General features: G+C 70.5%; 16 protein-coding genes and 1 pseudogene. 14 read left to right on the forward strand and 3 right to left on the reverse strand.

What is annotated here, in order from left to right; translation table 11 throughout:
* Positions 1 to 26: 26 nt before the first annotated feature.
* Both R0145_RS02895 and R0145_RS02900 read right to left on the reverse strand, forming a co-directional pair.
* On the reverse strand, positions 27 to 1,832 hold the full coding sequence (locus R0145_RS02895) for a TM0106 family RecB-like putative nuclease (RefSeq protein ID WP_317838929.1): 1,806 nt from the start codon (positions 1,830 to 1,832) through the stop codon (positions 27 to 29).
* A 7-nt stretch (positions 1,833 to 1,839) separates the two neighbouring features.
* Positions 1,840 to 2,553 carry a demethylmenaquinone methyltransferase gene (locus R0145_RS02900; RefSeq protein WP_317838930.1) on the reverse strand — a complete coding sequence of 238 codons (714 nt, stop codon included), beginning with the start codon at positions 2,551 to 2,553 and terminating at the stop codon, positions 1,840 to 1,842.
* Positions 2,554 to 2,625: 72 nt separating this feature from the next.
* On the opposite strand from R0145_RS02900, the gene R0145_RS02905 reads away from it, so the two are divergent.
* The gene (locus R0145_RS02905; RefSeq protein ID WP_317838931.1) at positions 2,626 to 3,735 is read left to right on the forward strand and encodes an NADH:flavin oxidoreductase/NADH oxidase; all 1,110 of its coding nucleotides are present in this window, start codon (positions 2,626 to 2,628) and stop codon (positions 3,733 to 3,735) included.
* A 77-nt stretch (positions 3,736 to 3,812) separates the two neighbouring features.
* Here R0145_RS02905 and R0145_RS02910 read toward each other — a convergent pair whose 3' ends face one another.
* Complete coding sequence (locus tag R0145_RS02910) at positions 3,813 to 5,165, reverse strand: isochorismate synthase (RefSeq protein ID WP_317840131.1); 1,353 nt, start codon at positions 5,163 to 5,165, stop codon at positions 3,813 to 3,815.
* A gap of 329 nt (positions 5,166 to 5,494) precedes the next feature.
* On the opposite strand from R0145_RS02910, the gene R0145_RS02915 reads away from it, so the two are divergent.
* The 13 genes and pseudogenes from R0145_RS02915 (at position 5,495) to nuoL (ending at position 19,671) form a co-directional block, all read left to right on the forward strand.
* On the forward strand, positions 5,495 to 6,745 hold the full coding sequence (locus R0145_RS02915) for a geranylgeranyl reductase family protein (protein ID WP_317838932.1): 1,251 nt from the start codon (positions 5,495 to 5,497) through the stop codon (positions 6,743 to 6,745).
* Between the two features lie 78 nt (positions 6,746 to 6,823).
* Positions 6,824 to 7,186 carry an NADH-quinone oxidoreductase subunit A gene (locus R0145_RS02920; RefSeq protein ID WP_317838933.1) on the forward strand — a complete coding sequence of 121 codons (363 nt, stop codon included), beginning with the start codon at positions 6,824 to 6,826 and terminating at the stop codon, positions 7,184 to 7,186.
* Positions 7,187 to 7,231: 45 nt separating this feature from the next.
* Positions 7,232 to 7,786 carry an NADH-quinone oxidoreductase subunit B family protein gene (locus R0145_RS02925; RefSeq protein ID WP_317691160.1) on the forward strand — a complete coding sequence of 185 codons (555 nt, stop codon included), beginning with the start codon at positions 7,232 to 7,234 and terminating at the stop codon, positions 7,784 to 7,786.
* On the forward strand, positions 7,783 to 8,490 hold the full coding sequence (locus R0145_RS02930) for an NADH-quinone oxidoreductase subunit C (protein WP_317838934.1): 708 nt from the start codon (positions 7,783 to 7,785) through the stop codon (positions 8,488 to 8,490). The genes R0145_RS02925 and R0145_RS02930 overlap by 4 nt, the downstream gene beginning before the upstream one ends.
* On the forward strand, positions 8,487 to 9,875 hold the full coding sequence (locus tag R0145_RS02935) for an NADH-quinone oxidoreductase subunit D (protein ID WP_317838935.1): 1,389 nt from the start codon (positions 8,487 to 8,489) through the stop codon (positions 9,873 to 9,875). Before R0145_RS02930 ends, R0145_RS02935 begins: the two co-directional genes overlap by 4 nt.
* Positions 9,872 to 10,615, forward strand: a complete 744-nt coding sequence (gene nuoE, locus R0145_RS02940) for an NADH-quinone oxidoreductase subunit NuoE (protein WP_317838936.1) — start codon at positions 9,872 to 9,874, stop codon at positions 10,613 to 10,615. Before R0145_RS02935 ends, nuoE begins: the two co-directional genes overlap by 4 nt.
* Entirely contained in the window at positions 10,612 to 11,943 is a 1,332-nt protein-coding gene (nuoF, locus tag R0145_RS02945; protein ID WP_317838937.1) for an NADH-quinone oxidoreductase subunit NuoF, read from the forward strand. The genes nuoE and nuoF overlap by 4 nt, the downstream gene beginning before the upstream one ends.
* 83 nt (positions 11,944 to 12,026) lie before the next feature.
* Positions 12,027 to 14,474 carry an NADH-quinone oxidoreductase subunit G gene (locus tag R0145_RS02950; RefSeq protein ID WP_317840132.1) on the forward strand — a complete coding sequence of 816 codons (2,448 nt, stop codon included), beginning with the start codon at positions 12,027 to 12,029 and terminating at the stop codon, positions 14,472 to 14,474.
* Positions 14,471 to 15,823 (forward strand): NADH-quinone oxidoreductase subunit NuoH, encoded by a 1,353-nt coding sequence (gene nuoH / locus R0145_RS02955; protein ID WP_317838938.1) that lies wholly within the window; start codon positions 14,471 to 14,473, stop codon positions 15,821 to 15,823. The genes R0145_RS02950 and nuoH overlap by 4 nt, the downstream gene beginning before the upstream one ends.
* Positions 15,824 to 15,825: 2 nt before the next feature.
* Positions 15,826 to 16,350 (forward strand): annotated as a pseudogene (gene nuoI, locus R0145_RS02960) (NADH-quinone oxidoreductase subunit NuoI); the annotation flags it as partial.
* A gap of 188 nt (positions 16,351 to 16,538) precedes the next feature.
* Entirely contained in the window at positions 16,539 to 17,456 is a 918-nt protein-coding gene (locus R0145_RS02965) for an NADH-quinone oxidoreductase subunit J (protein WP_317838939.1), read from the forward strand.
* A complete protein-coding gene (nuoK, locus tag R0145_RS02970) occupies positions 17,453 to 17,752 on the forward strand; it encodes an NADH-quinone oxidoreductase subunit NuoK (RefSeq protein WP_317838940.1) in 300 nt (99 codons plus the stop codon). Before R0145_RS02965 ends, nuoK begins: the two co-directional genes overlap by 4 nt.
* A gap of 11 nt (positions 17,753 to 17,763) precedes the next feature.
* Positions 17,764 to 19,671: an NADH-quinone oxidoreductase subunit L gene (gene nuoL, locus R0145_RS02975; protein WP_317838941.1), complete on the forward strand. Its 1,908-nt coding sequence runs from the start codon at positions 17,764 to 17,766 to the stop codon at positions 19,669 to 19,671.
* The last annotated feature ends 13 nt before the right edge of the window (positions 19,672 to 19,684 follow it).

A 19,684-nucleotide genomic window follows, 5' to 3' on the forward strand; every position in this document is an offset into this window, starting at 1 on the left:
CCGAAAGGCGAGTAAATCCGCGCGGCTCAGGCCGTCGGTAACCACTCCCGCAGCGCGGCGGTGGCCCGGACGTCGTCCTCGTTGTACTCCAGCACCCGGCAGCGCGAGGCCTCCCGCTCCGCGTCGTCGTCGGCGTGCACCGCCTCGGCGAACCACGCCTGGGAGTTCAGGCCACCCGGGTCGTCGTCGCGCCAACTGAACCCCGGTCCCTCGTGCGCCACCACCTTCAGGCCCAACCCGTGGGTGCCGAACCAGTGCTCCCGTACGGTGCTGAACAGGTCGACGAAGTGGTCCCGGGCGAACGTATGGGCCCGGGCCAGCACCGGATCGCCGCTGCGCTCGGCCAGCCGGCCCAGCCGGGTGACCTCGTACGCCGAGTAGTGATAGACCCGGACGGTCCGCGGCCCCGCTGCCATCCCCAGCAGCCAGGCCATCGCCTCGACCGCCAGCCGCACCTCACCCGTGTCGTCCAGGTCGGCGAACGCGCTGAAGTGACGGTAGTACCGCTCGCCCGAGGCGGTGTCGGTGACCAGGAACCCCCACAGGTAGACCCGGTCGTCCTCGGCGTTCTCGATGTCCAGGTCGATCTCCAGGTCGGCGCGCGGCACCACGATCGGCCCGGTGGTGATCCGCTCCAGGGTCTTGCCGGCGGCCATCAGCCGGGCCCGGTGGGCAGCGAGTTCGAGCCGCCGGTCGGCGCCCGGCCGGTGCTGCACCTCCGGCAGGTAGCGGGGCATCAGCTCGGCGAGGTCGATCACCGCCAGGTCGTCGATGGTGTTGATCCCCAGCCGCCGCAGCACCGAGATCTCCCGGATGTCCAGCGGGGACTTGTCGATCTTCAGACTCAGGTCATGGTCGTCGAGCCGGGGCCGGCAGGTCTCCCACCAGTCACAGCGCGGGCACTCCTTGTTGACGATCGGCAGCACCAGCGGATCCGGCGGGTCCGGCTGGCCCTGCTGCCGGGCGATCTGGGCGACCCGGACCCGGAAGTCGTGCTCGTGGTCGTAGCGCTCCAGCACACTGCGCCGGGTCCAGCCCTCCGGGGAGTGTCGGGAGAATGTCCGCACCATCGGTTCGGCGAGGTCGACCCAGGTGATCGCCATCCCGCGCCCCGGGACGTCGTCGGTGCCGATGATCCCGCCGAGCGGCCGGCCGGCCGCGGCGAAGCCGGCCGATTCCAGCAGCCGCCAGTAGTGCGCGACCTGCAGCAGGTCGCCCTCCCGACTGGTGACCCGGATCGCTCGCGAGTCGGCGGGTCGGGCCCGCAGCGGGGAGGGGGTGCCGAGGCCGGAGACCGGCACGGCGAAGGTGTGGTCCCGGCCGGACCGGCGCAGCTCCTGCACCCGGTGGGCTTTGATCTCCACCGGTACGTAGCCCGGCCGGCCGTCGGCGGTGTCGGCCCCGCGCACCCACAGGTCCGCCCGGCCGCTGCGGTGCCCGGCCAGGTCCAGCGGGACGATCCCGTGGATGATCACGTCGGCGCCGCCGAGCATCGCCGCCCGGCAGGCGGCCTCCCGCTCCGCCCAGGGATCGTGTGCCCCGTCCCGCAGGTCCACCACCCGCGGGCTGCCGGTGCGGCGGGCGGCCTCCCGCTCCGCCCAGGGATCGTGTGCCCCGTCCCGCAGGTCCACCACCCGCGGGCTGCCGGTGCGGCGGGCGGCGGCCAGGATCGCAGCGATCACCCGGTCGGCGTGACTCGGCCCGTCGTCGAAGGTCTCCTCGACCGAGGGGTCCACCGGCGGGGTCGCCGGGTGGGCCCGGGGATCGAAGAGGTTGTGCGTCTTCACCGCGCAACTGCGCGCGGCGTACGCGTCGAGGACGAGACCAGCCATCGGAGGGTCAGGCCCAGGCGCGGTGCACCGCGACGATGCCGCCGGTGAGGTTCTCCCACTGGACGTCGCGCCAGCCGGCGTCGGCGAACAGGCCGGCCAGCCGCTCCTGGTCCGGCCAGGCCTGGATCGACTCCGCCAGGTAGACGTACGCGGACGGGTTGGAGGAGACTGCGCCGGCGATCCGCGGCAGCGCCTCCATCAGGTACTCCTTGTAGAGCGTGGCGAACGGCGCCCAGGTCGGGGTGGAGAACTCGCAGATCACGATCCGCCCGCCGGGCCGGGTGATCCGCCGCAGCTCCCGCAGCGCGCCGACGGTGTCCTCCATGTTGCGCAACCCGTACGAGGCGGTGACGGCGTCGAAAGCACCGTCCGCGTACGGCAACCGGAGCGCGTCACCGGCGATGAAGCCCAGCTCGGGGTGGCGCTCCTTGCCGACCCGCAGCATGCCCAGCGACAGGTCGGTGGGGACGACCGTCGCGCCCGATGCGGCGAAGGAGAGGCTCGACGTGCCGGTGCCGGCGGCCAGGTCGAGGATCAGCTGGCCCGGACGAGGGTCGAGCGCCCGCTTCGTCGCGTCGCGCCACCAGCGGACCTGCCCCAGCGAGAGGACGTCGTTGGCGAGGTCGTAGCGGCGGGCCACCCCGTCGAACATCATCGCCACGTCGTGACGGCGCTTCGCCAGCGTCGCGCGGTAGTCGGTCTTGTCGTCTCCTCGGGGCACGGGCCCAATATGCCACGGACCGCGGACCTACGTCCTCGTCGGCCGGACCGCCCTCAGGTCTACCCTCGTCGCATGTCGCAACTGTTCACGCCGCTGACCCTGCGGGGTACGACCCTCCCGAACCGGGTCTGGATGTCCCCGATGTGCATGTACTCCGCGGCGTCCTCCGGTGCCTCGGCGGGCTGCCCGACGGACTTCCACCTGCAGCATCTCGCCTCCCGGGCTGCCGGCGGAGCGGGCCTGGTGATGGTGGAGTCGACCGGCGTGCTGCCGGTGGGGCGGATCTCGCCGTGGGACCTCGGGCTGTGGAACGACGCGCAGGCGGATGCGTTCGCGCCGATCGTCGACCTGTGCCACCGGCTCGGCGCGATGGTCGGCATCCAACTGAACCATGCCGGCCGCAAGGCCGGCACCTGGCAGCCGTGGGCCGGCGTCGGCACGCTGCCGGCGCAGCAGGGTGGCTGGGTCCCTGTTGCCCCGAGCGCCCTCGCCTTCGACGAACAGCACGCCACCCCGCGGGCGATGACCGCCGCCGACATCGTCTCGGTGATCGAGGGCTTCCGGTCCGCGGCCCGCCGCGCGCTGGAGGCGGGCTTCGACACCGTCGAGATCCACGGCGCCCACGGCTACCTGCTGCATCAGTTCTGCTCCCCGCTCACCAACCGGCGGGCCGACGACTGGGGCGGCTCCTTCGAGGGCCGGGTCCGGCTGCCGCTGGCCGTCGTCGACGCGGTCCGCGACGAGGTCGGCCCCGACGTCCCGGTGCTCTACCGGGTCTCGGCCACCGACTGGTTCGCCGAGAGCGGCATTGAGGAGGACAGCTGGACGCTGGAGCAGACCCGCAGCTTCGCCGGACTGCTGGAGGAGCACGGGGTGGACCTGATCGACGTGTCCACCGGCGGTGTCTCACCGCGGTCCCGGCCGACGACGGTCGGGCCCGGCTACCAGGTGCGATTCGCCGAGGGGATCCGGGAGGTGGTCGGGATCCCGGTCAGCACGGTCGGGATCATCGTCGACGCCGACCAGGCCGAGGGGGTCCTGGTCGAGGGCCGGGCGGACGCCGTGATGGTCGCCCGGGAGCTGCTCCGCGACCCGTACGCGCCGGCCCGCTGGCAGGCGCACCTGGACGGCGGGCCGAGCCGGTTCCCGGTCCAGTACCGCCGGGCGCTGCCGTTCCGCTGAGCCGCGCCGCGGTTCGACCCTCACGATTCGGCTTGCTCGCGTCGGCGCCCGCGGCCGCTGACGTTCCCGCGGGAACGTCAGTCCCGCTGCTCCTCCAGGGCATCCCGCATCGGGACGAGCTTCGCGTTCGACTCGGCCAGCTCGTTGGCCGGCTCGGAGTCGGCGACGATCCCGCAGCCGGCGAACAGCTCGATCGAGCGCCCGTCCGGGAGCAGCCGGCCACAGCGCAGCGCGATCGCCCATTCCCCGTTGCCGTGCGCGTCGATCCAGCCGACCGGCCCTGAGTAGCGGCCCCGGTCCAGGCCCTCGATCTCGGCGATGGTGGCCCGGGCGGCGTCGGTCGGGGTGCCGCACACCGCGGCGCTCGGGTGCAGCGCCGCGGCCAGCGCCAGCGCGGTGGTGCCAGGCCGGACCGCCGCGTTGACGTCGGTGGCCAGGTGCATCACGTTGGGCAGCTCCAGGACGTACGGGGTCTCCGGCACGTTCATGCTGGTCGAGTACGGTGCCAGCGCCCGGGCCACCGACTCGACCGCCAGCGCATGCTCGCCGAGGTTCTTCTCCGACTGGGAGAGCACCTCGGCGATCGCCCTGGACGAGAGGGTGTCCTCCACCCCCCGGTGGCCGGTCTCGCCCACGGTTCGCCGCTTCGGACCCATCGCCCCGCGCCAGATGGTGCCGGCGAGCACCCGTGAGGTGACCAGCCCCTGGTCGACCCGGACCAGCATCTCGGGGGTGGCGCCGACCATGTCGTCGACCCAGAAGGTCCAGCACCGCGGATACCTCGGCCCGAGCCGCTCGACCAGCCACCGCGGGTCGATCCGGTCCACGGTCGTGGCGACGACGTCCCGAGCCAGGACGACCTTCTGCAGGCCTCCGCCGTCGATCCGGCGGACGGCGGTGGCCACCGCCTCCTCCCACTCCGGGCCGGACATCGCCCCATCCGACCAGGACACCTCCCCGGGACCGACCGGGGACGGCGCCCGGGGCGGCAGTGCCGGCTCCGGCAGCGGCCGGTCGGCCGGCGCGATCCGGGTCATCCAGTGCCGGCCGTCCCGACTGCCGAGCACCATGGCGGGCACCACCAGCACCGAGCGGCGGGCGGTGTGGTCCCGGTCGAAGGTGAAGGAGCCGAAGGCCAGCGGCCCGACCCCCGAGGGCAGATCGTCCGGTCCCGGGTCGGGCATCGCGGCCACCACCGCCCGCCACCAGGCATCGGCCTCGGCCAACGAGTCCACCTCGCACCGGGCGGCCACGCCGAGCCCGATCACGCCGTCCTCGCGAGGCTCCCCGCCGCCCGCGCCGGTGGCCTCGCGATGGAACCAGGCGCTCGCCCCGGCGGCCGGGAGGAAGTCCTGCAGGGGGCCCGGGTCGTCGAGCGGGGTGGTGACCGCGCGCAGGCGGGGGACGGGCGGGAGCGAGGCGGGCTGCATCACCCCGGCACTCTAGCCCGTCGGCGCAACCCGGCCGGGCGGTTCCGGCAGTCCACCGACCCGCGAGTCACAGATGAATAACACCACGCAGGCATTGCGGAAATCTTTCCACTAATAAGGCTGTGGCTAGGGGAAACGTGGAATGTCGAGGGTTCGCTCTGGCACGGCGGGAGTCGTAGACTGCGGATGTCCTCGGTCTGCGCGGCGTGCACGACCCCGGACGTTCCCGACCCCACAGGAGCGTGTCCATGTCCCCCGCCAGCGAGGCAGCAGCGAGCGCCGCGGGGGAAGTGCACACCGTGCCCAGTACAGGCAGGCCCGACACAGGCGTGTCCGATCACGACGTGGTGGTCGTCGGCGCCGGCCCCGGTGGCTCGACCACGGCCGCCTACCTGGCCGGCCTGGGACTTGATGTCGCACTGCTGGAGAAGGCCACCTTCCCCCGCGACAAGATCTGCGGTGACGGGCTGACCCCCCGGGCGGTCAAGGAGCTGGTCCGCCTCGGCGTCGACACCTCCGAGGAGGCCGGCTGGGTGCACAACCGTGGCCTGCGGGTCTACGGCGGCAACGGGCGCCCGTTCACCCTCGACTGGCCCGAGCTGGCCGACTTCCCGCCCTACGGCATGACCCGGCGGCGGACGGAACTCGACGAGCTGCTGGCTCGGCACGCAGTCTCCCGCGGTGCCCACCTGGTCGAGGGGGCACACGTCACCGAGCCGCTGCTGCACGGCGGGCGGATCGTCGGCGTCCGGACCAAGGACGGCCGCACCTTCCGGGCCCCGGTGGTGGTCGCCGCCGACGGTAACTCCTCCCGGCTGGCCGTGGCGATGGGCATCCGGCGCGCCGAGAGGCGGCCGATGGGGGTCGCCGTCCGGTCGTACGTCACCTCGCCGCGCCACGACGGGGAGTACATGGAGTCCTGGCTGGAGCTGTGGGACGGCCGGCCCGGGGAGTCCAATCTGCTGCCCGGCTACGGCTGGGCCTTCCCGATGGGGGACGGCTCCGTCAACGTCGGCCTCGGCATGCTGAACACCTCACCTGCCTTCGCGAAGACCGACTACCGGGCGATGATGCGGACCTGGCTGGAGAACACCCCCGAGGAGTGGGGCTTCCGGCCCGAGAATCTGCAGGTGCCGATCAAGGGCATGGCGCTGCCGATGGCGTTCAACCGCAAGCCCCACTACAAGGACGGGTTGTTGCTGGTCGGTGACGCCGGCGGCATGGTCAACCCGTTCAACGGCGAGGGCATCGACTCGGCGATGCAGGCCGGGCGGATTGCCGCGGGCGTCATCGTCGACGCGAAGTCCCGCGGCTTCGGCACCGCCTCGGCGGAGCGGGCGCTGACCGGCTACCCGCTGCTGATGAAGGACGAGCTGGGCAAGTACTACCGCCTCGGGGCGGTGTTCGCCCGGCTGATCGGCAACCCCACGGTGATGCGCATCGCCGTGCACTACGGACTGCCACGCCACACCCTGATGCGGCTGGTGCACAAATTGTTGGCCGGACTCACCGACCAGCGTGACGGAGACGCGTTCGATCGCGTGATCAACACCCTCGTGAGGATCGCCCCGTCTGTCTGAGTACATTCGGGCCGGGGTGGTGACGGAGATGACAGAGAGGGCTGCGAGGATGGACACGGCACAGGAAAGGACCTGGCGATGAACATGTACCTTCCGTTGATCCTGATGCTGGTGATGGGCGCCATCATGGCGGCCGTCGCCCTGGTGTCGGTGATCATCGGGCCGTCCCGGTACAACCGGGTGAAGTCCGACTCGTACGAATGTGGGATCGAGCCCACGCCCCAGCCGATCGGTGGCGGCCGGTTCCCGGTGAAGTACTACATCACCGCGATGCTGTTCATCATCTTCGACATCGAGGTCGTCTTCCTCTACCCGTGGGCGGTCTCCCTGGAGCTGCCCGGGCTGCGGTCCTTCGCGCTGGTCCAGATGCTGATCTTCATCGGCCTGGTCTTCCTGGCCTACGTCTACGAGTGGCGGCGCGGGGGTCTCGAGTGGGACTGACACGTACCACCCCGTCCGTCACGAGCCGAATTGTGAGGTGCTGATATGGGTGTCGAGGACAAGATCCCCCAGGGGATCCTGCTGACCACCGCCGAACAGCTGTTCGGCTGGGCGCGCAAGGCGTCCTTCTGGCCGGCCACCTTCGGCCTGGCCTGCTGCGCGATCGAGATGATGTCGTTCGGCGCCACCCCGCACGACGCGGGCCGCTGGGGGCAGGAGGTCTTCCGGGCCTCGCCGCGCCAGGCCGACCTGATGATCGTCGCGGGCCGGGTGAGCCAGAAGTTCGCTCCCGTGGTCCGCCAGATCTACGACCAGATGGCCGAGCCGAAGCGGGTGCTGTCGATGGGGGTGTGCGCCTCCTCCGGCGGCATGTTCAACAACTACGCGCTGGTCCAGGGCGTGGACCACATCGTCCCGGTCGACGTCTACGTCCCCGGCTGTCCGCCGCGCCCGGAGATGCTGATCGACGGCATCATGAAGCTGCGCACCATCGTGCAGAACGCGCCGATCGGCGCCGACGAGCGGGACGCGGCGATCGCCCGCGAGGCCCGCCAGCTGGTCGCCTCCCCCCTCGCCGAGCAGAAGGGCTTGCTGCGATGAGCGAACCGAACATCCCCGCCGTCACCGAGGGCGAGCAGGGCGCCGGCCAGGAGCGCGAGGTCCTGGACGTACGCCAGGGCATGTTCCACGCGTCGACCACCGCCGACGTCTCCGGCTACAACGACATGACCTGGTTCGTCGAGCTGCCGCAGGCGAGCCGGCCTCCGTACGGCGGCTGGTACGACAGTGCGGTCGACCGGCTCCGGGCCGGGACCGGTGACCCGGACGCGGCGATCCGCAAGGTCGTGGTGGACCGCGGCGAGCTCACCCTGTTCGTCGACCGGGAACACATCGCCGAGGTCGCCCGGGTGCTGCGGGACGACCCGATGCTGCGCTTCGAGTGGTGCTCCAGCGTGTCCGGGGTGCACTACCCGACCGACCGGGGTGCCGAACTGCACGCCGTCTACCACCTGCTCTCGATGACCCACAACCGCCTGATCCGCCTCGAGGTCAGCTGCCCCGACGCCGATCCGCACATCCCCTCGGTGGTCGCCACCTACCCGACGGCCGACTGGCACGAGCGGGAGACGTACGACTTCTTCGGGATCATCTTCGACGGCCACCCGGCGCTGACCCGGATCGAGATGCCGGACGACTGGCCCGGCCACCCCCAGCGCAAGGACTACCCGCTGGGTGGCATCCCGATCGAGTTCCACGGCGCGACGAACTCCCCGGTCCACGAGCGGAGGGACTACAACTCATGAGCAGCACCGAATTCCACGACGAGGAGATCCTCGACGACACCACCGCGGTCGGCGAGGACCCCTACCGGCAGACCGGTGACCCGGACGTCGACGCGACCTATTACGCCGACGGTGGCGACTGGGAGGACATCGCCGAGGCCCAGGCCGAGCGCGGTGACGAGACCATCGTCGTCAACATGGGCCCCCAGCACCCGTCCACGCACGGCGTGCTGCGGCTGATCCTCGAGCTCGACGGGGAGACGGTGACCGACTGCCGGGTCGCGGTCGGCTACCTGCACACCGGCATCGAGAAGTCGATGGAGTACCGCACCTGGTCACAGGGCGTCACCCTGTGCACCCGGATGGACTACCTGACGCCGTTCTTCCAGGAGGTGTCGTACTGCCTGGGGGTGGAGCGGCTGCTCGGCATCGAGGCGGACGTGCCGGAGAAGGCCACCGTGATGCGGGTCCTGCTGATGGAGATGAACCGGATCATCAACCACCTCGTGGCGATCGGCACCACCGGCAACGAGATGGGCGCCACCACCGTGATGACCGTCGCGTTCCGGGAACGCGAGGTGATCTTCGACATGATCGAGATGATCACCGGCCTGCGGATGAACAACGGCTTCATCCGCCCCGGCGGGGTTGCCAACGACCTGCCGGCCGGAGCCATCCCGAAGCTGCGGGAGATGTCGGACTGGCTGCACGGCCACCTGCCCGAGATCGGCCAGCTGTGCGACGACAACCCGATCTTCCGGGCCCGGCTGGACAACGGCATCGGCTTCCTCGACCTGTCCACCTGCATCGCCCTGGGCACCTCCGGGCCGCCGCTGCGGGCCACCGGGCTGGACTGGGACCTGCGCAAGAAGCAGCCCTACTGCGGCTACGAGACGTACGACTTCGACGTCGTCACCGACGACGGCTGTGACGCGTACTCCCGGTACGTGGTCCGCCGCGACGAGATGTTCGAGTCGCTGAAGATCGTCGACCAGGCGATCGACCGGCTGGCGAAGCTGGACGGACAGCCCTGGATGGTCGACGACCCGAAGATCGCCTGGCCCTCCCGGCTCACCGTCGGCCCCGACGGCCAGGGCAATGCCACCGAGCACATCCGCCACATCATGGGTGAGTCGATGGAGTCGCTGATCCACCACTTCAAGCTGGTCACCGAGGGCTTCCAGGTCCCGCCCGGCCAGGTGTACATCCCGGTGGAGAGCCCCAAGGGGGAGCTCGGCGCGCACGTCGTCTCCGACGGTGGCACCCGCCCGTACCGAGCCCACTTCCGGGACCCCAGCTTCGCGAATCTGCAGTCCCTCCCGGCGATGGCGAAGGGCGCGATGCTCTCCGACGTCTCCGTCGCCGGGGCCAGCCTCGACATGGTGATCGGAGGAGTCGATCGATGAGCGGTTTCCGGAGCCACTTCGACCACACCGGGGGCGTCGACTTCGACGCCGCCGGGGAGACCCTGATCACGGCCGAGACCGTCGCGGAGATGGAGGAGCTCGCCTCCCGCTATCCGCAGAAGCGGTCCGCGCTGCTGCCGATGCTGCACCTGGCACAGAGTGTCGAGGGCCGGATCACCCCGGCCGCGATCGAGATCTGCGCCCGGGTCAGCGGCCTCAGCCCGGCCGAGGTGAACGGCGTGGCCACCTTCTACACGATGTACAAGCGCAAGCCGATGGGCAAGCACCACATCGGGGTGTGCACCACCTCGCTGTGCGCGATCCTCGGCGGTGACGAGATCGCCGCGGCGCTGCACGAGCACCTCGGCATCGGCAACGACGAGACCACCGAGGACGGCGCCATCACCCTGGAGCACATCGAGTGCAACGCGGCCTGCGACTACGCGCCGGTGGTGATGGTGAACTGGGAGTTCTTCGACACGATGACCCCGCGCAAGGCGGTCGAACTGGTCGAGAAGCTGCGCCACGACGAGGTGGTGGTCTCCCCGCGGGGCGCCACCATCACCTCCTGGCGAGAGGCCGAACGCGTCCTCGCCGGCTTCCCCGACGGCCGCGCCGACGAGGGCCCGGCTGCCGGGCCGCAGTCCCTGCTGGGCCTGAAGATCGCCGAGCGCAACGGCTGGCAGGCCCCCGACCCGGCCGACCTGCCGGGTGCGGCACCCGAGGAGGAGGGCAAGTGACCGACATGCTGACCCCGGTCCTCAGCGCCAACTGGGGCGACGAGCGGGCCTGGAAGCTGACCAACTACGAGCGTCGCGGCGGCTACGGAGCGCTCCGCACCGCGCTCCGGCAGGCGCCCGGCGACATCGCCGGCCAGGTCAAGGCCTCCGGCCTGCGCGGCCGCGGCGGGGCCGGCTTCCCGGCCGGGGTGAAGTGGAGCTTCCTGCCCAAGGGCAACCCGAATCCGGTCTACCTCGTGGTCAACTGCGACGAGTCCGAGCCGGGCACCTGCAAGGACATCCCACTGGTGATGGCCTCCCCGCACACCCTGCTGGAGGGCATCATCATCAGCTCGTACGCGGTGGGCTGTCACCACGCGTTCGTCTACATCCGCGGTGAGGTGCTGCACGTCATCCGGCGGATGCAGCAGGCGGTCCGCGAGGCGTACTCCGCCGGCTATCTCGGCAAGGGCATCCTCGGCACCGACTTCGACCTCGAGGTCACCGTGCACGCCGGTGCCGGCGCCTACATCTGCGGCGAGGAGACCGCGCTGCTGGACTCCCTGGAGGGTCGCCGCGGGCAACCCCGGCTGAAGCCGCCGTTCCCGGCCGTCGCCGGCCTGTACGCCTCCCCGACGGTGATCAACAACGTGGAGACCATCGCTTCGGTGCCCTCGATCATCGGCAACGGCGTCGACTGGTTCACCTCGATGGGCTCGGAGAGCTCCCGGGGGATGACCCTCTACTCGCTGTCCGGCCACGTCGCGAATCCGGGCCAGTTCGAGGCCCCGATGGGCGTCACGCTGCGCCAGCTGCTCGACCTGGCCGGCGGGATCCGGCACGGCCACCAACTGAAGTTCTGGACCCCGGGCGGCTCCTCCCTCGGTGTCCTCACCGACCAGCACCTGGACGTGCCGCTGGACTACGACGGCCCGGCCAAGGCCGGCAGCGGCCTGGGCACCAAGGCCCTGCAGTGCTTCGACGAGACCACCTCCGCGGTCCGGGCCTGCGCCCGCTACGTCGAGTTCTACAAGCACGAGTCCTGCGGCAAGTGCACCCCGTGCCGGGAGGGCTCCTGGTGGCTGGTGCAGATCCTCGCCCGGCTCGAGGCCGGCAAGGGCGAGGAGGGTGACGTCGAGAAGCTGCTCGACCTGTCCGACAACATCGCCGGCCGGTCGTTCTGCGCACTGGCCGACGGCACCGCCACGATCGTGAAGTCGATGATCCAGCACTTCCGATCCGAGTTCGAGGCGGGTCTGCACACCCCCGCCTGGGAGTTGTTCCCGTACCAGAAGACGACCGCCTGGTACCGCCCGGGCGTCGCTGCCGAGAGCGGAGCCACCGCATGACCGAAACGATCAAGGACCCACAGGCCCTCGTCCAACAGACTCCGGTGGCGCCGGTCCCCAGCCGCAACCCGCTGGCCCGCCGGATTGCGGCGATGGACCCGGCAGACCTGATCACCGTCACCATCGACGGCGTCGAGGTCAAGGTGCCCAAGGGCACCCTGATCATCCGCGCGGCGGAGATGATCGGTCACCCGGTGCCGCGGTTCTGCGACCACCCGCTGCTCGACCCGATCGGCGCCTGTCGGCAGTGTCTGGTGGAGATCACCGACGACGGCCGCGGCCGGCCGATGCCGAAGCCGCAGGCGTCCTGCACCACCACGGTGATGCCGGGCCAGGTGATCAAGACCCAGCTGACCTCGCCGGTGGCCGCCAAGGCCCAGAACGGGATCAACGAGTTCCTGCTGATCAACCACCCGCTCGACTGCCCGATCTGCGACAAGGGCGGCGAGTGCCCGCTGCAGAACCAGGCGATGATGGTCGGCAACGGCGACACCCGGTTCGGCGACGTGAAGCGGACCTACCCGAAGCCGATCCCGATCTCTGCGGAGATCCTGCTCGACCGCGAGCGCTGCGTGCTCTGCTCGCGGTGCACCCGCTTCGCCGACCAGATCGCCGGCGACCCGCTGATCGACCTGGCCGAGCGCGGGGCGGTGGAGCAGGTGTCGATCTACCGCGAGCAGCCGTTCGACTCCTACTTCTCCGGCAACGTCATCCAGATCTGCCCGGTCGGCGCGCTGACCAGCACCGCCTACCGCTTCCGGGCCCGGCCGTTCGACCTGGTCTCGACGATGACTACCTGCGAGCACTGCGCGGCCGGCTGCGAGCTGCGGGTCGACCACCGCCGCAACGAGGTGATGCGTCGCTACGCCGGCGACGACCCGGACGTCAACGAGGAGTGGAACTGCGACAAGGGCCGGTTCGCCTTCGCCTCCGGGCGCGGCGACGACCGGCTCACCCACCCGCTGCTCCGCGAGAACGGCGTGTTGCGGCCCGCCTCCTGGCCCGAGGCGGTCAACGCCGCGGTGGCCGGACTGCGCGCGGCCGGGTCGGCCGTCGGCCTGCTGCCCGGCGGCCGGATCACCGTCGAGGACGCGTACGCCTGGTCGAAGTTCGCCCGGGTGACGCTCGGCACCAACAACGTCGACTTCCGGTCCCGCCCGCACAGTGCCGAGGAGACCGCCTTCCTCGGCCACGCGGTGGCCGGTCGCTCGCTGGCGGAGTCGGTGACGTACGCCGATCTGGAACAGGCCTCCGGGGTGCTGCTCGTCGGGTTCGAGCCCGAGGAGGAGTCGCCGATCGTCTTCCTGCGGCTGCGCAAGGCCTGGCGCAGGAAGGGGCTGCCGGTCTGGACCGTCGCCCCCTTCCTCAGCAACGGGGCGACGAAGACCGGTGCCACCCTGCTGGCCACCGTCCCGGGCGGTGAGGCCGCCCGCCTCGACGGGCTGGGAGCCGAGGTCGATCTCGGTGCCGCCGGGATCATCCTGGTCGGCGAGCGGGCCGGCGCCGACGCCGGCACGCTCAGTGCCGCCCTCCGGCTGGCGGAGCGGACCGGGGCCCGGCTGGCCTGGATCCCCCGCCGGGCCGGGGAACGCGGTGCGGTCGAGGCCGGCCTGCTGCCGACCCTGCTGCCCGGTGGCCGTCCGGTCGCCGATGCCGCCGCCCGGGTCGACGTACGGGCTGCCTGGGAGGTCACCGACCTGCCGGCCGAGCCCGGACTGGACGCGGACGCGATCCTCGCCGCCGCGGCCGACGGTGCACTGAAGGCCTTGGTGGTCGGCGGCGTCGAGCCGACCGACTTCGCCAGCCCGGCGGCCGCCCGCCGTGGTCTGGAGAACGCCGGTTTCGTGATCAGCCTGGAGCAGCGGCTCTCCGAGGTGACCGAGCGCGCCGACGTGGTGTTCCCGGTCAGCCTGTTCGAGGAGCGCCGCGGCACCTTCCTGGACTGGGAGGGACGCGCGCGTCCGGTCGCCCAGGTGGTCTCGCCACGGTCCCTGGTCGACGACCTGCGGATCCTGGTCGCCCTCGCCGACGGGCTGGGCACCGACCTCGGGATCCGCGACGTCGACGCCGCCAAGGCCGAGCTCGACCAGCTCGGCCGCTGGGAGGGGGAGCGGGTCACCGCCCCGGCCGTCCCCGCATCCGCCCCGGCCGAGCCCGGCGCCGACCAGCTCGTGCTGGCGACCTGGCGCACCCTGCTCGACGCCGGCCGCGGCCAGGACGGCGAGCCCCACCTCGCCGCGACCGCGCCCCCCGCGGTGGCCCGGGTCTCGGCGGCCACCGCCGCCCGGATCGGCGCCCCGGAGACGGTGGCGGTGCGGGCCGGCGACGCCGAGCTGGCGCTGCCGCTGGTGGTCGAGGCGACGATGGTCGACGACGTGGTCTGGGTGCCGCGCAACGCCCCCGGGCTGTCCGTGGCCGAGCACCTCGACGTCACCGCGGGCGACGTAGTCGGGCTCGTCGCGGCCCCGGCCGGGACCCCGCCCACCGACCTGACCACTAGCCCCGACTCGACGACTGGAGGCATGGCATGATCCCGCTGGACCTCTCCCTGTTCGGTCACGACCCGGTGTGGTTGGTGATCGTCAAGGTGATCATCTGGTTCGTGTTCATCCTGTTGGCGACGATCTTCAACGTCTGGATGGAGCGACGTACGCTCGGTCGGATGCAGCAACGCATCGGGCCGAACTTCGCCGGCCCGTTCGGCCTGATCCAGGCCCTCGGTGACGGCCTGAAGCTGCTGTTCAAGGAGGACGTGACGCCGAAGCTGGCGGACCGGTTCGTCTTCAAGCTGGCGCCGTTCATCATGACGGTGGTCGCCTTCGGCACCTTCTCGCTGATCCCGTTCGGCGGCACGGTGAAGATGTTCGGGGTGCAGACGCAGCTGCAGCTGGTGGACACTCCTGCCGCGGTGCTGCTCTACCTGGCGCTCACCTCGATCGCCGTGTACGGCGTGGTGCTGGCCGGCTGGTCGTCCTCCTCCACATACGCCCTGCTCGGCGGCCTGCGCTCGACCGCCTCGATGATCTCGTACGAGATCGCGATGGGCCTGTCGCTGGTGTCGGTCTTCCTCTACGCGGGGACGATGTCGACCAGCGAGATCGTCCAGGCGCAGGCCCGGCCGCTGCAGTTCGGTTCAGCAGTGTGGCAGGGGTCGATGGGCTGGTACTTCCTGCTCCTCATCCCGTCGTTCATCATCTACGTAATCTCGATGTTCGCCGAGACGAACCGCCAGCCGTTCGACCTCCCGGAGGCCGAGGGTGAGCTGGGGTCGGGCTACATGACGGAGTACTCCGGCATGACCTACGCCCTGTTCTTCCTCTCCGAGTACATCAACATGTTCCTGGTGTCCTGCGTGGCCACCACGCTGTTCATGGGTGGCTACCTGCCGATCTGGCCGTTCAACAACATCCCGGCGCTGAACAACCCGTGGCTGGGCCCGGTCTGGTTCCTGATCAAGGCCTACTGCTTCATGTTCCTGTTCATGTGGGTCCGGGCGACCGTTCCGCGGATCCGGTACGACCAGCTGATGCGGCTGGGCTGGAAGTGGCTGATCCCGATCTCCCTGGGCTGGACGATGCTCGTCGCGGTGTTCCGCGTCGGCGTCGCCGACGGCTGGATCGGCAGCCGGGGCTTCTGGATCGCGGCGATCGTCGTCGCGGCGGTGCTGATCGCCCTGCTGCTCTTCGGCGGGCCGCGGCAGGCCGCGGAGCCGGAGCCGGAGCCGACGGCGTTCGACCCGTACGCCGGTGGCTATCCGGTCCCGCCGATGGGTGACCAGCAGGTGCCCGGCCTGGTCGACGTGGTCAGTTCGGCGGTCGACGAGCCCGCCGGTGCCGCCCTGTCCGAAACGTCCGACTCCCAGCGAAGGGCTGATTCCTGATGGTGAATCCTGTTGCCGGGTTCGGGGTGACGTTCTCCACCCTGTTCCGCAAGACCCAGGTCAAGGGCGACCAGGCCCGGATGTACCCCGAGCGGCCGGCGATGATCATGCCGCGCTACCACGGGCGGCACCAGCTGAACCGGTGGCCCGACGGTCTGGAGAAGTGCGTCGGCTGCGAGCTGTGCGCCTGGGCCTGCCCGGCCGACGCGATCTTCGTCGAGGGCGCCGACAACACCGATGAGGAGCGCTACTCCCCGGGTGAGCGGTACGGCCGCGTCTACCAGATCAACTACCTGCGGTGCATCCTCTGCGGCTTCTGCATCGAGGCCTGTCCGACCCGGGCGCTGACGATGACGAACGAGTTCGAGCTGGCCGACACCAGCCGCGAGGCGATGATCCTGGAGAAGGACCAGCTGCTCGCCCCGCTGCTGCCCGGCATGGAGGAGCCACCGCACCCGCGCCGGCTCGGCGACGACGAGCGGGCGTACTTCCTCGGCCTGCCCGACACCGGCGCCCGGGATCCCCGGATGCCGGAGGGCCAGCAGGACACGTACGTGGACGAGTCCGAGGCCCGCCCGGTGGGCACCCCGTGGATCCGTTCCGGGTCGGAGGTGCGCAAGGAGATGCGCAAGCAGTTCCACCCCGACTACAGCACGCCGTCGGCGCAGGACATCCGGGCCCTCGAGCCGGCGGACAAGAGCAAGGGAGCCGACCGATGATCCCCCTGGTGACCGCACAGGCGGTGGCCTTCTGGCTGCTGGCGCCGCTGATGGTGCTGGCGGCCCTCGGCATCGTGCTGTCCCGCAAGCCGGTCCACTCGGCGCTGCTGATGGCCTTCGTGATGATCGCGCTGGCCGTGCAGTACGGTGCGCTGGACTCGCCCTTCCTGCTGGCGGTGCAGATCATCGTCTACACCGGCGCGATCATGATGCTGTTCCTCTTCGTGGTGATGCTGGTCGGTGTCGACACCACCGACTCGATCGTCGAGACGATCAAGGGGCAGCGGGTGCTGGCGGCGCTGGCCGCGATCGCCCTGCTGGTGCTGGTCATCGTCGGCGTCGGCAACGCCGTCAGCGGCACGCCGCGCGGCCTGGCCGACGCGAACTCGCTGGGCAACGCCCAGGGCATCGCCTACCTGCTGTTCAACCGCTACGTGCTGGTGCTGGAGGCGTCGGCCGCCCTGCTGCTGATCGCCACCATCGGCGCGATGGTGCTCGCCCACCGGGAGCGGACCACGCCGAAGAAGTCCCAGGCCGAACAGTCCCAGGAGCGGATGCAGGCGTACGCCCGCACCGGTGCCCACCCCGGTGGGCTGCCATCCTCCGGGGTCTTCGCCCGGCACAACGGTGTCGACGCCCCGGCCCTGCTGCCGGACGGGTCGGTCGCCGAGCCGTCGGTGTCGCGGACCCTGAAGCTGCGCGGTGTGATGCTCCAGGGCGATCACCTGGCCGACCCGGTGCGGGAGAGCCTCGGCGAGATCGCGCCCGGCTCCGACGACGCCGTCGGCGGGCGGACCGTCGCACAGGCGCACGCCGATGATCTCGAGGAGGCGCGCGCCGAGCGCGAGCAGCTGGAGGCCGCCACGGTGGCGGGCGCCGGGACCGAGTCCGCGGAGGGAACCGAAGAACGATGAGTCCGAACAACTACCTCATCCTGGCGGCGCTGCTGTTCGTCATCGGCGCCTCCGGCGTGATGTTGCGGCGCAACGCGATCGTCGCGTTCATGTCGATCGAGCTGATGCTGAACAGTGCCAACCTGCTGCTGGTCACCTTCTCCCACTACTGGGGGGTCCTGGACGGTCAGGTCGGTGCCCTGTTCGTGATGGTGGTCGCGGCCTGTGAGGTCGTGGTCGGCCTCGCGATCATCGTGTCCATATTCCGTACGCGTCGCTCGGCCTCGGTCGATGACGCCAACCTGCTGAAGTTCTGAGGGGCGCGCCGATGATTCCGCTTGAACTGACCGCCTCGGTCCCGGCCGAGGGAATGTTCACCTGGGGCTGGACGATGATCGCCGCGCCCGCGCTCGGTGCCCTGCTGCTGCTCGTCCTCGGTCGGCTCACCGACCGCTGGGGCCACTACCTGGCCACCCTGATGCCGATCTGGTCGTTCGCGATCGCCTCGACGCTGTTCGTCGGGCTGCTCACCCGGCCGGGGGACCAGCGGGTGGTCAGTGCCCCGCTGTACGAGTGGATCAGCGCCGGCCCATGGACGGCGAGCTTCGGGCTGCGGATCGACCCGCTGTCGATCCTGTTCGCCCTGCTGGTCACCGGGGTCGGCTCGCTGATCCACATCTACTCGATCGGCTACATGGCGCACGACCCGAACCGACGCCGCTTCTTCGCCTACCTGAACCTGTTCATCACCGCGATGCTGATCCTGGTGCTGGCGGACAACTACCTGCTGCTGTTCATGGGCTGGGAGGGTGTCGGCCTGTCGTCCTACCTGCTGATCGGCTTCTGGCAGGAGCGGCCGAGTGCCGCGAAGGCGGCCACCAAGGCGTTCGTGATGAACCGCGTCGGTGACGTCGGGATGTCCATCGCGCTGATCCTGATGATCGCCCTGTTCGGCTCCACCTCGTACGACGTGGTCAACGCCGGGGCGCCGCAGATGACCACTCCGATCGCCACCCTGCTGGGCATCCTGCTGTTGGTCGGCGCCTGCGCCAAGTCGGCCCAGGTGCCGCTGCAGGCCTGGCTGCTCGACGCGATGGAGGGCCCGACCCCGGTCTCCGCGCTGATCCACGCCGCGACGATGGTCACCGCCGGTGTCTACCTGGTGGTCCGCTCCGGCTCGATCTACGCGATGTCCGAGGCCGCCTCCACCGTGGTGGTGATCGTCGGCACCGTCACCCTGCTCGCCGGTGCCTGGATCGGCTCGGCCAAGGACGACATCAAGAAGGTGCTGGCCGGCTCGACCATGTCGCAGATCGGCTACATGATGCTCGCCGCCGGGATCGGCCCGGCCGGGTACGTGTTCGCGATCTTCCACCTGCTGACCCACGGCTTCTTCAAGGCCAACATGTTCCTCGGCGCCGGCTCGATCATGCACGGCATGAACGACGACGTGAACATGCGCCACTACGGCGGCCTGGCCCGCGCCATGCGGATCACCTTCATCACCTTCGCGATGGGCTACCTGGCGATCATCGGCTTCCCGTTCTTCGCCGGCTTCTATTCGAAGGACCACATCATCGAGGCGGCGTTCGAGCACAACGTGATCATCGGCATCCTGGCGCTGGTCGGCGCCGGGGTCACCGGCTTCTACATGACCCGGCTGATGATGATGACCTTCTTCGGCGAGAAGCGCTGGCGTGCCGACCAGCACCCGCACGAGTCCCCGGCGGTGATGTGGGTGCCGCTGGTGATCCTTGCGGCGATGTCGGTGTTCGGCGGCTTCGAGTTCAACAACTGGATCGGCCGCTTCCTGGCCCCCGCGGTGAACGGTGTGCCGGAGGTCCCGGGGCTGTTCCACTTCAGCCCGATCGCCGTCATCACCCTGCTGGTGGTGGCCGCGGGGGTGGCCCTCGGCTGGTGGCTGTACCGCGGTGACATCCCCGACGAGGCGCCGCAGAACGTGTCGGTGGTGACCCGGATCGGCCGCAACGACCTCTACCAGGACACCATCAACGCCGCGGCCTTCACCAACACCGGCAACGGCGTGGTGACGGGCGTGGTCGCGGTCGACGACCACGCGATCGACGCGGTCGCCAACGGTACCGGGACCGCCTTCGCGGGGGTCGGCCAGCTCTTCAAGCGGGTCCAGACCGGCTATGTCCGTTCGTACGCGCTGACGATGGTGGCGGGCTCCGTCCTCATCGCCGTCGTGCTGATCCTGGGCCGGCTGGCCTGACGGGAGGAGAAAT

It is taken from the genome of Raineyella sp. W15-4, from assembly GCF_033170155.1.
Taxonomy (GTDB): domain Bacteria; phylum Actinomycetota; class Actinomycetes; order Propionibacteriales; family Propionibacteriaceae; genus Raineyella.

What these genes read in the sequence shown, in the direction of transcription:
- R0145_RS02920 (WP_317838933.1), top strand. Translation starts at nt 6,824, where the DNA reads ATGAACATGTACCTTCCGTTGATCCTGATGCTGGTGATGGGCGCCATC.
- nuoL (WP_317838941.1), top strand. Translation starts at nt 17,764, where the DNA reads ATGATTCCGCTTGAACTGACCGCCTCGGTCCCGGCCGAGGGAATGTTC.
- R0145_RS02895 (WP_317838929.1), bottom strand. Translation starts at nt 1,832, where the DNA reads ATGGCTGGTCTCGTCCTCGACGCGTACGCCGCGCGCAGTTGCGCGGTG.
- nuoK (WP_317838940.1), top strand. Translation starts at nt 17,453, where the DNA reads ATGAGTCCGAACAACTACCTCATCCTGGCGGCGCTGCTGTTCGTCATC.
- R0145_RS02905 (WP_317838931.1), top strand. Translation starts at nt 2,626, where the DNA reads ATGTCGCAACTGTTCACGCCGCTGACCCTGCGGGGTACGACCCTCCCG.
- R0145_RS02935 (WP_317838935.1), top strand. Translation starts at nt 8,487, where the DNA reads ATGAGCAGCACCGAATTCCACGACGAGGAGATCCTCGACGACACCACC.
- R0145_RS02925 (WP_317691160.1), top strand. Translation starts at nt 7,232, where the DNA reads ATGGGTGTCGAGGACAAGATCCCCCAGGGGATCCTGCTGACCACCGCC.
- nuoE (WP_317838936.1), top strand. Translation starts at nt 9,872, where the DNA reads ATGAGCGGTTTCCGGAGCCACTTCGACCACACCGGGGGCGTCGACTTC.
- R0145_RS02910 (WP_317840131.1), bottom strand. Translation starts at nt 5,165, where the DNA reads ATGCAGCCCGCCTCGCTCCCGCCCGTCCCCCGCCTGCGCGCGGTCACC.
- R0145_RS02930 (WP_317838934.1), top strand. Translation starts at nt 7,783, where the DNA reads ATGAGCGAACCGAACATCCCCGCCGTCACCGAGGGCGAGCAGGGCGCC.
- nuoH (WP_317838938.1), top strand. Translation starts at nt 14,471, where the DNA reads ATGATCCCGCTGGACCTCTCCCTGTTCGGTCACGACCCGGTGTGGTTG.
- R0145_RS02965 (WP_317838939.1), top strand. Translation starts at nt 16,539, where the DNA reads ATGATCCCCCTGGTGACCGCACAGGCGGTGGCCTTCTGGCTGCTGGCG.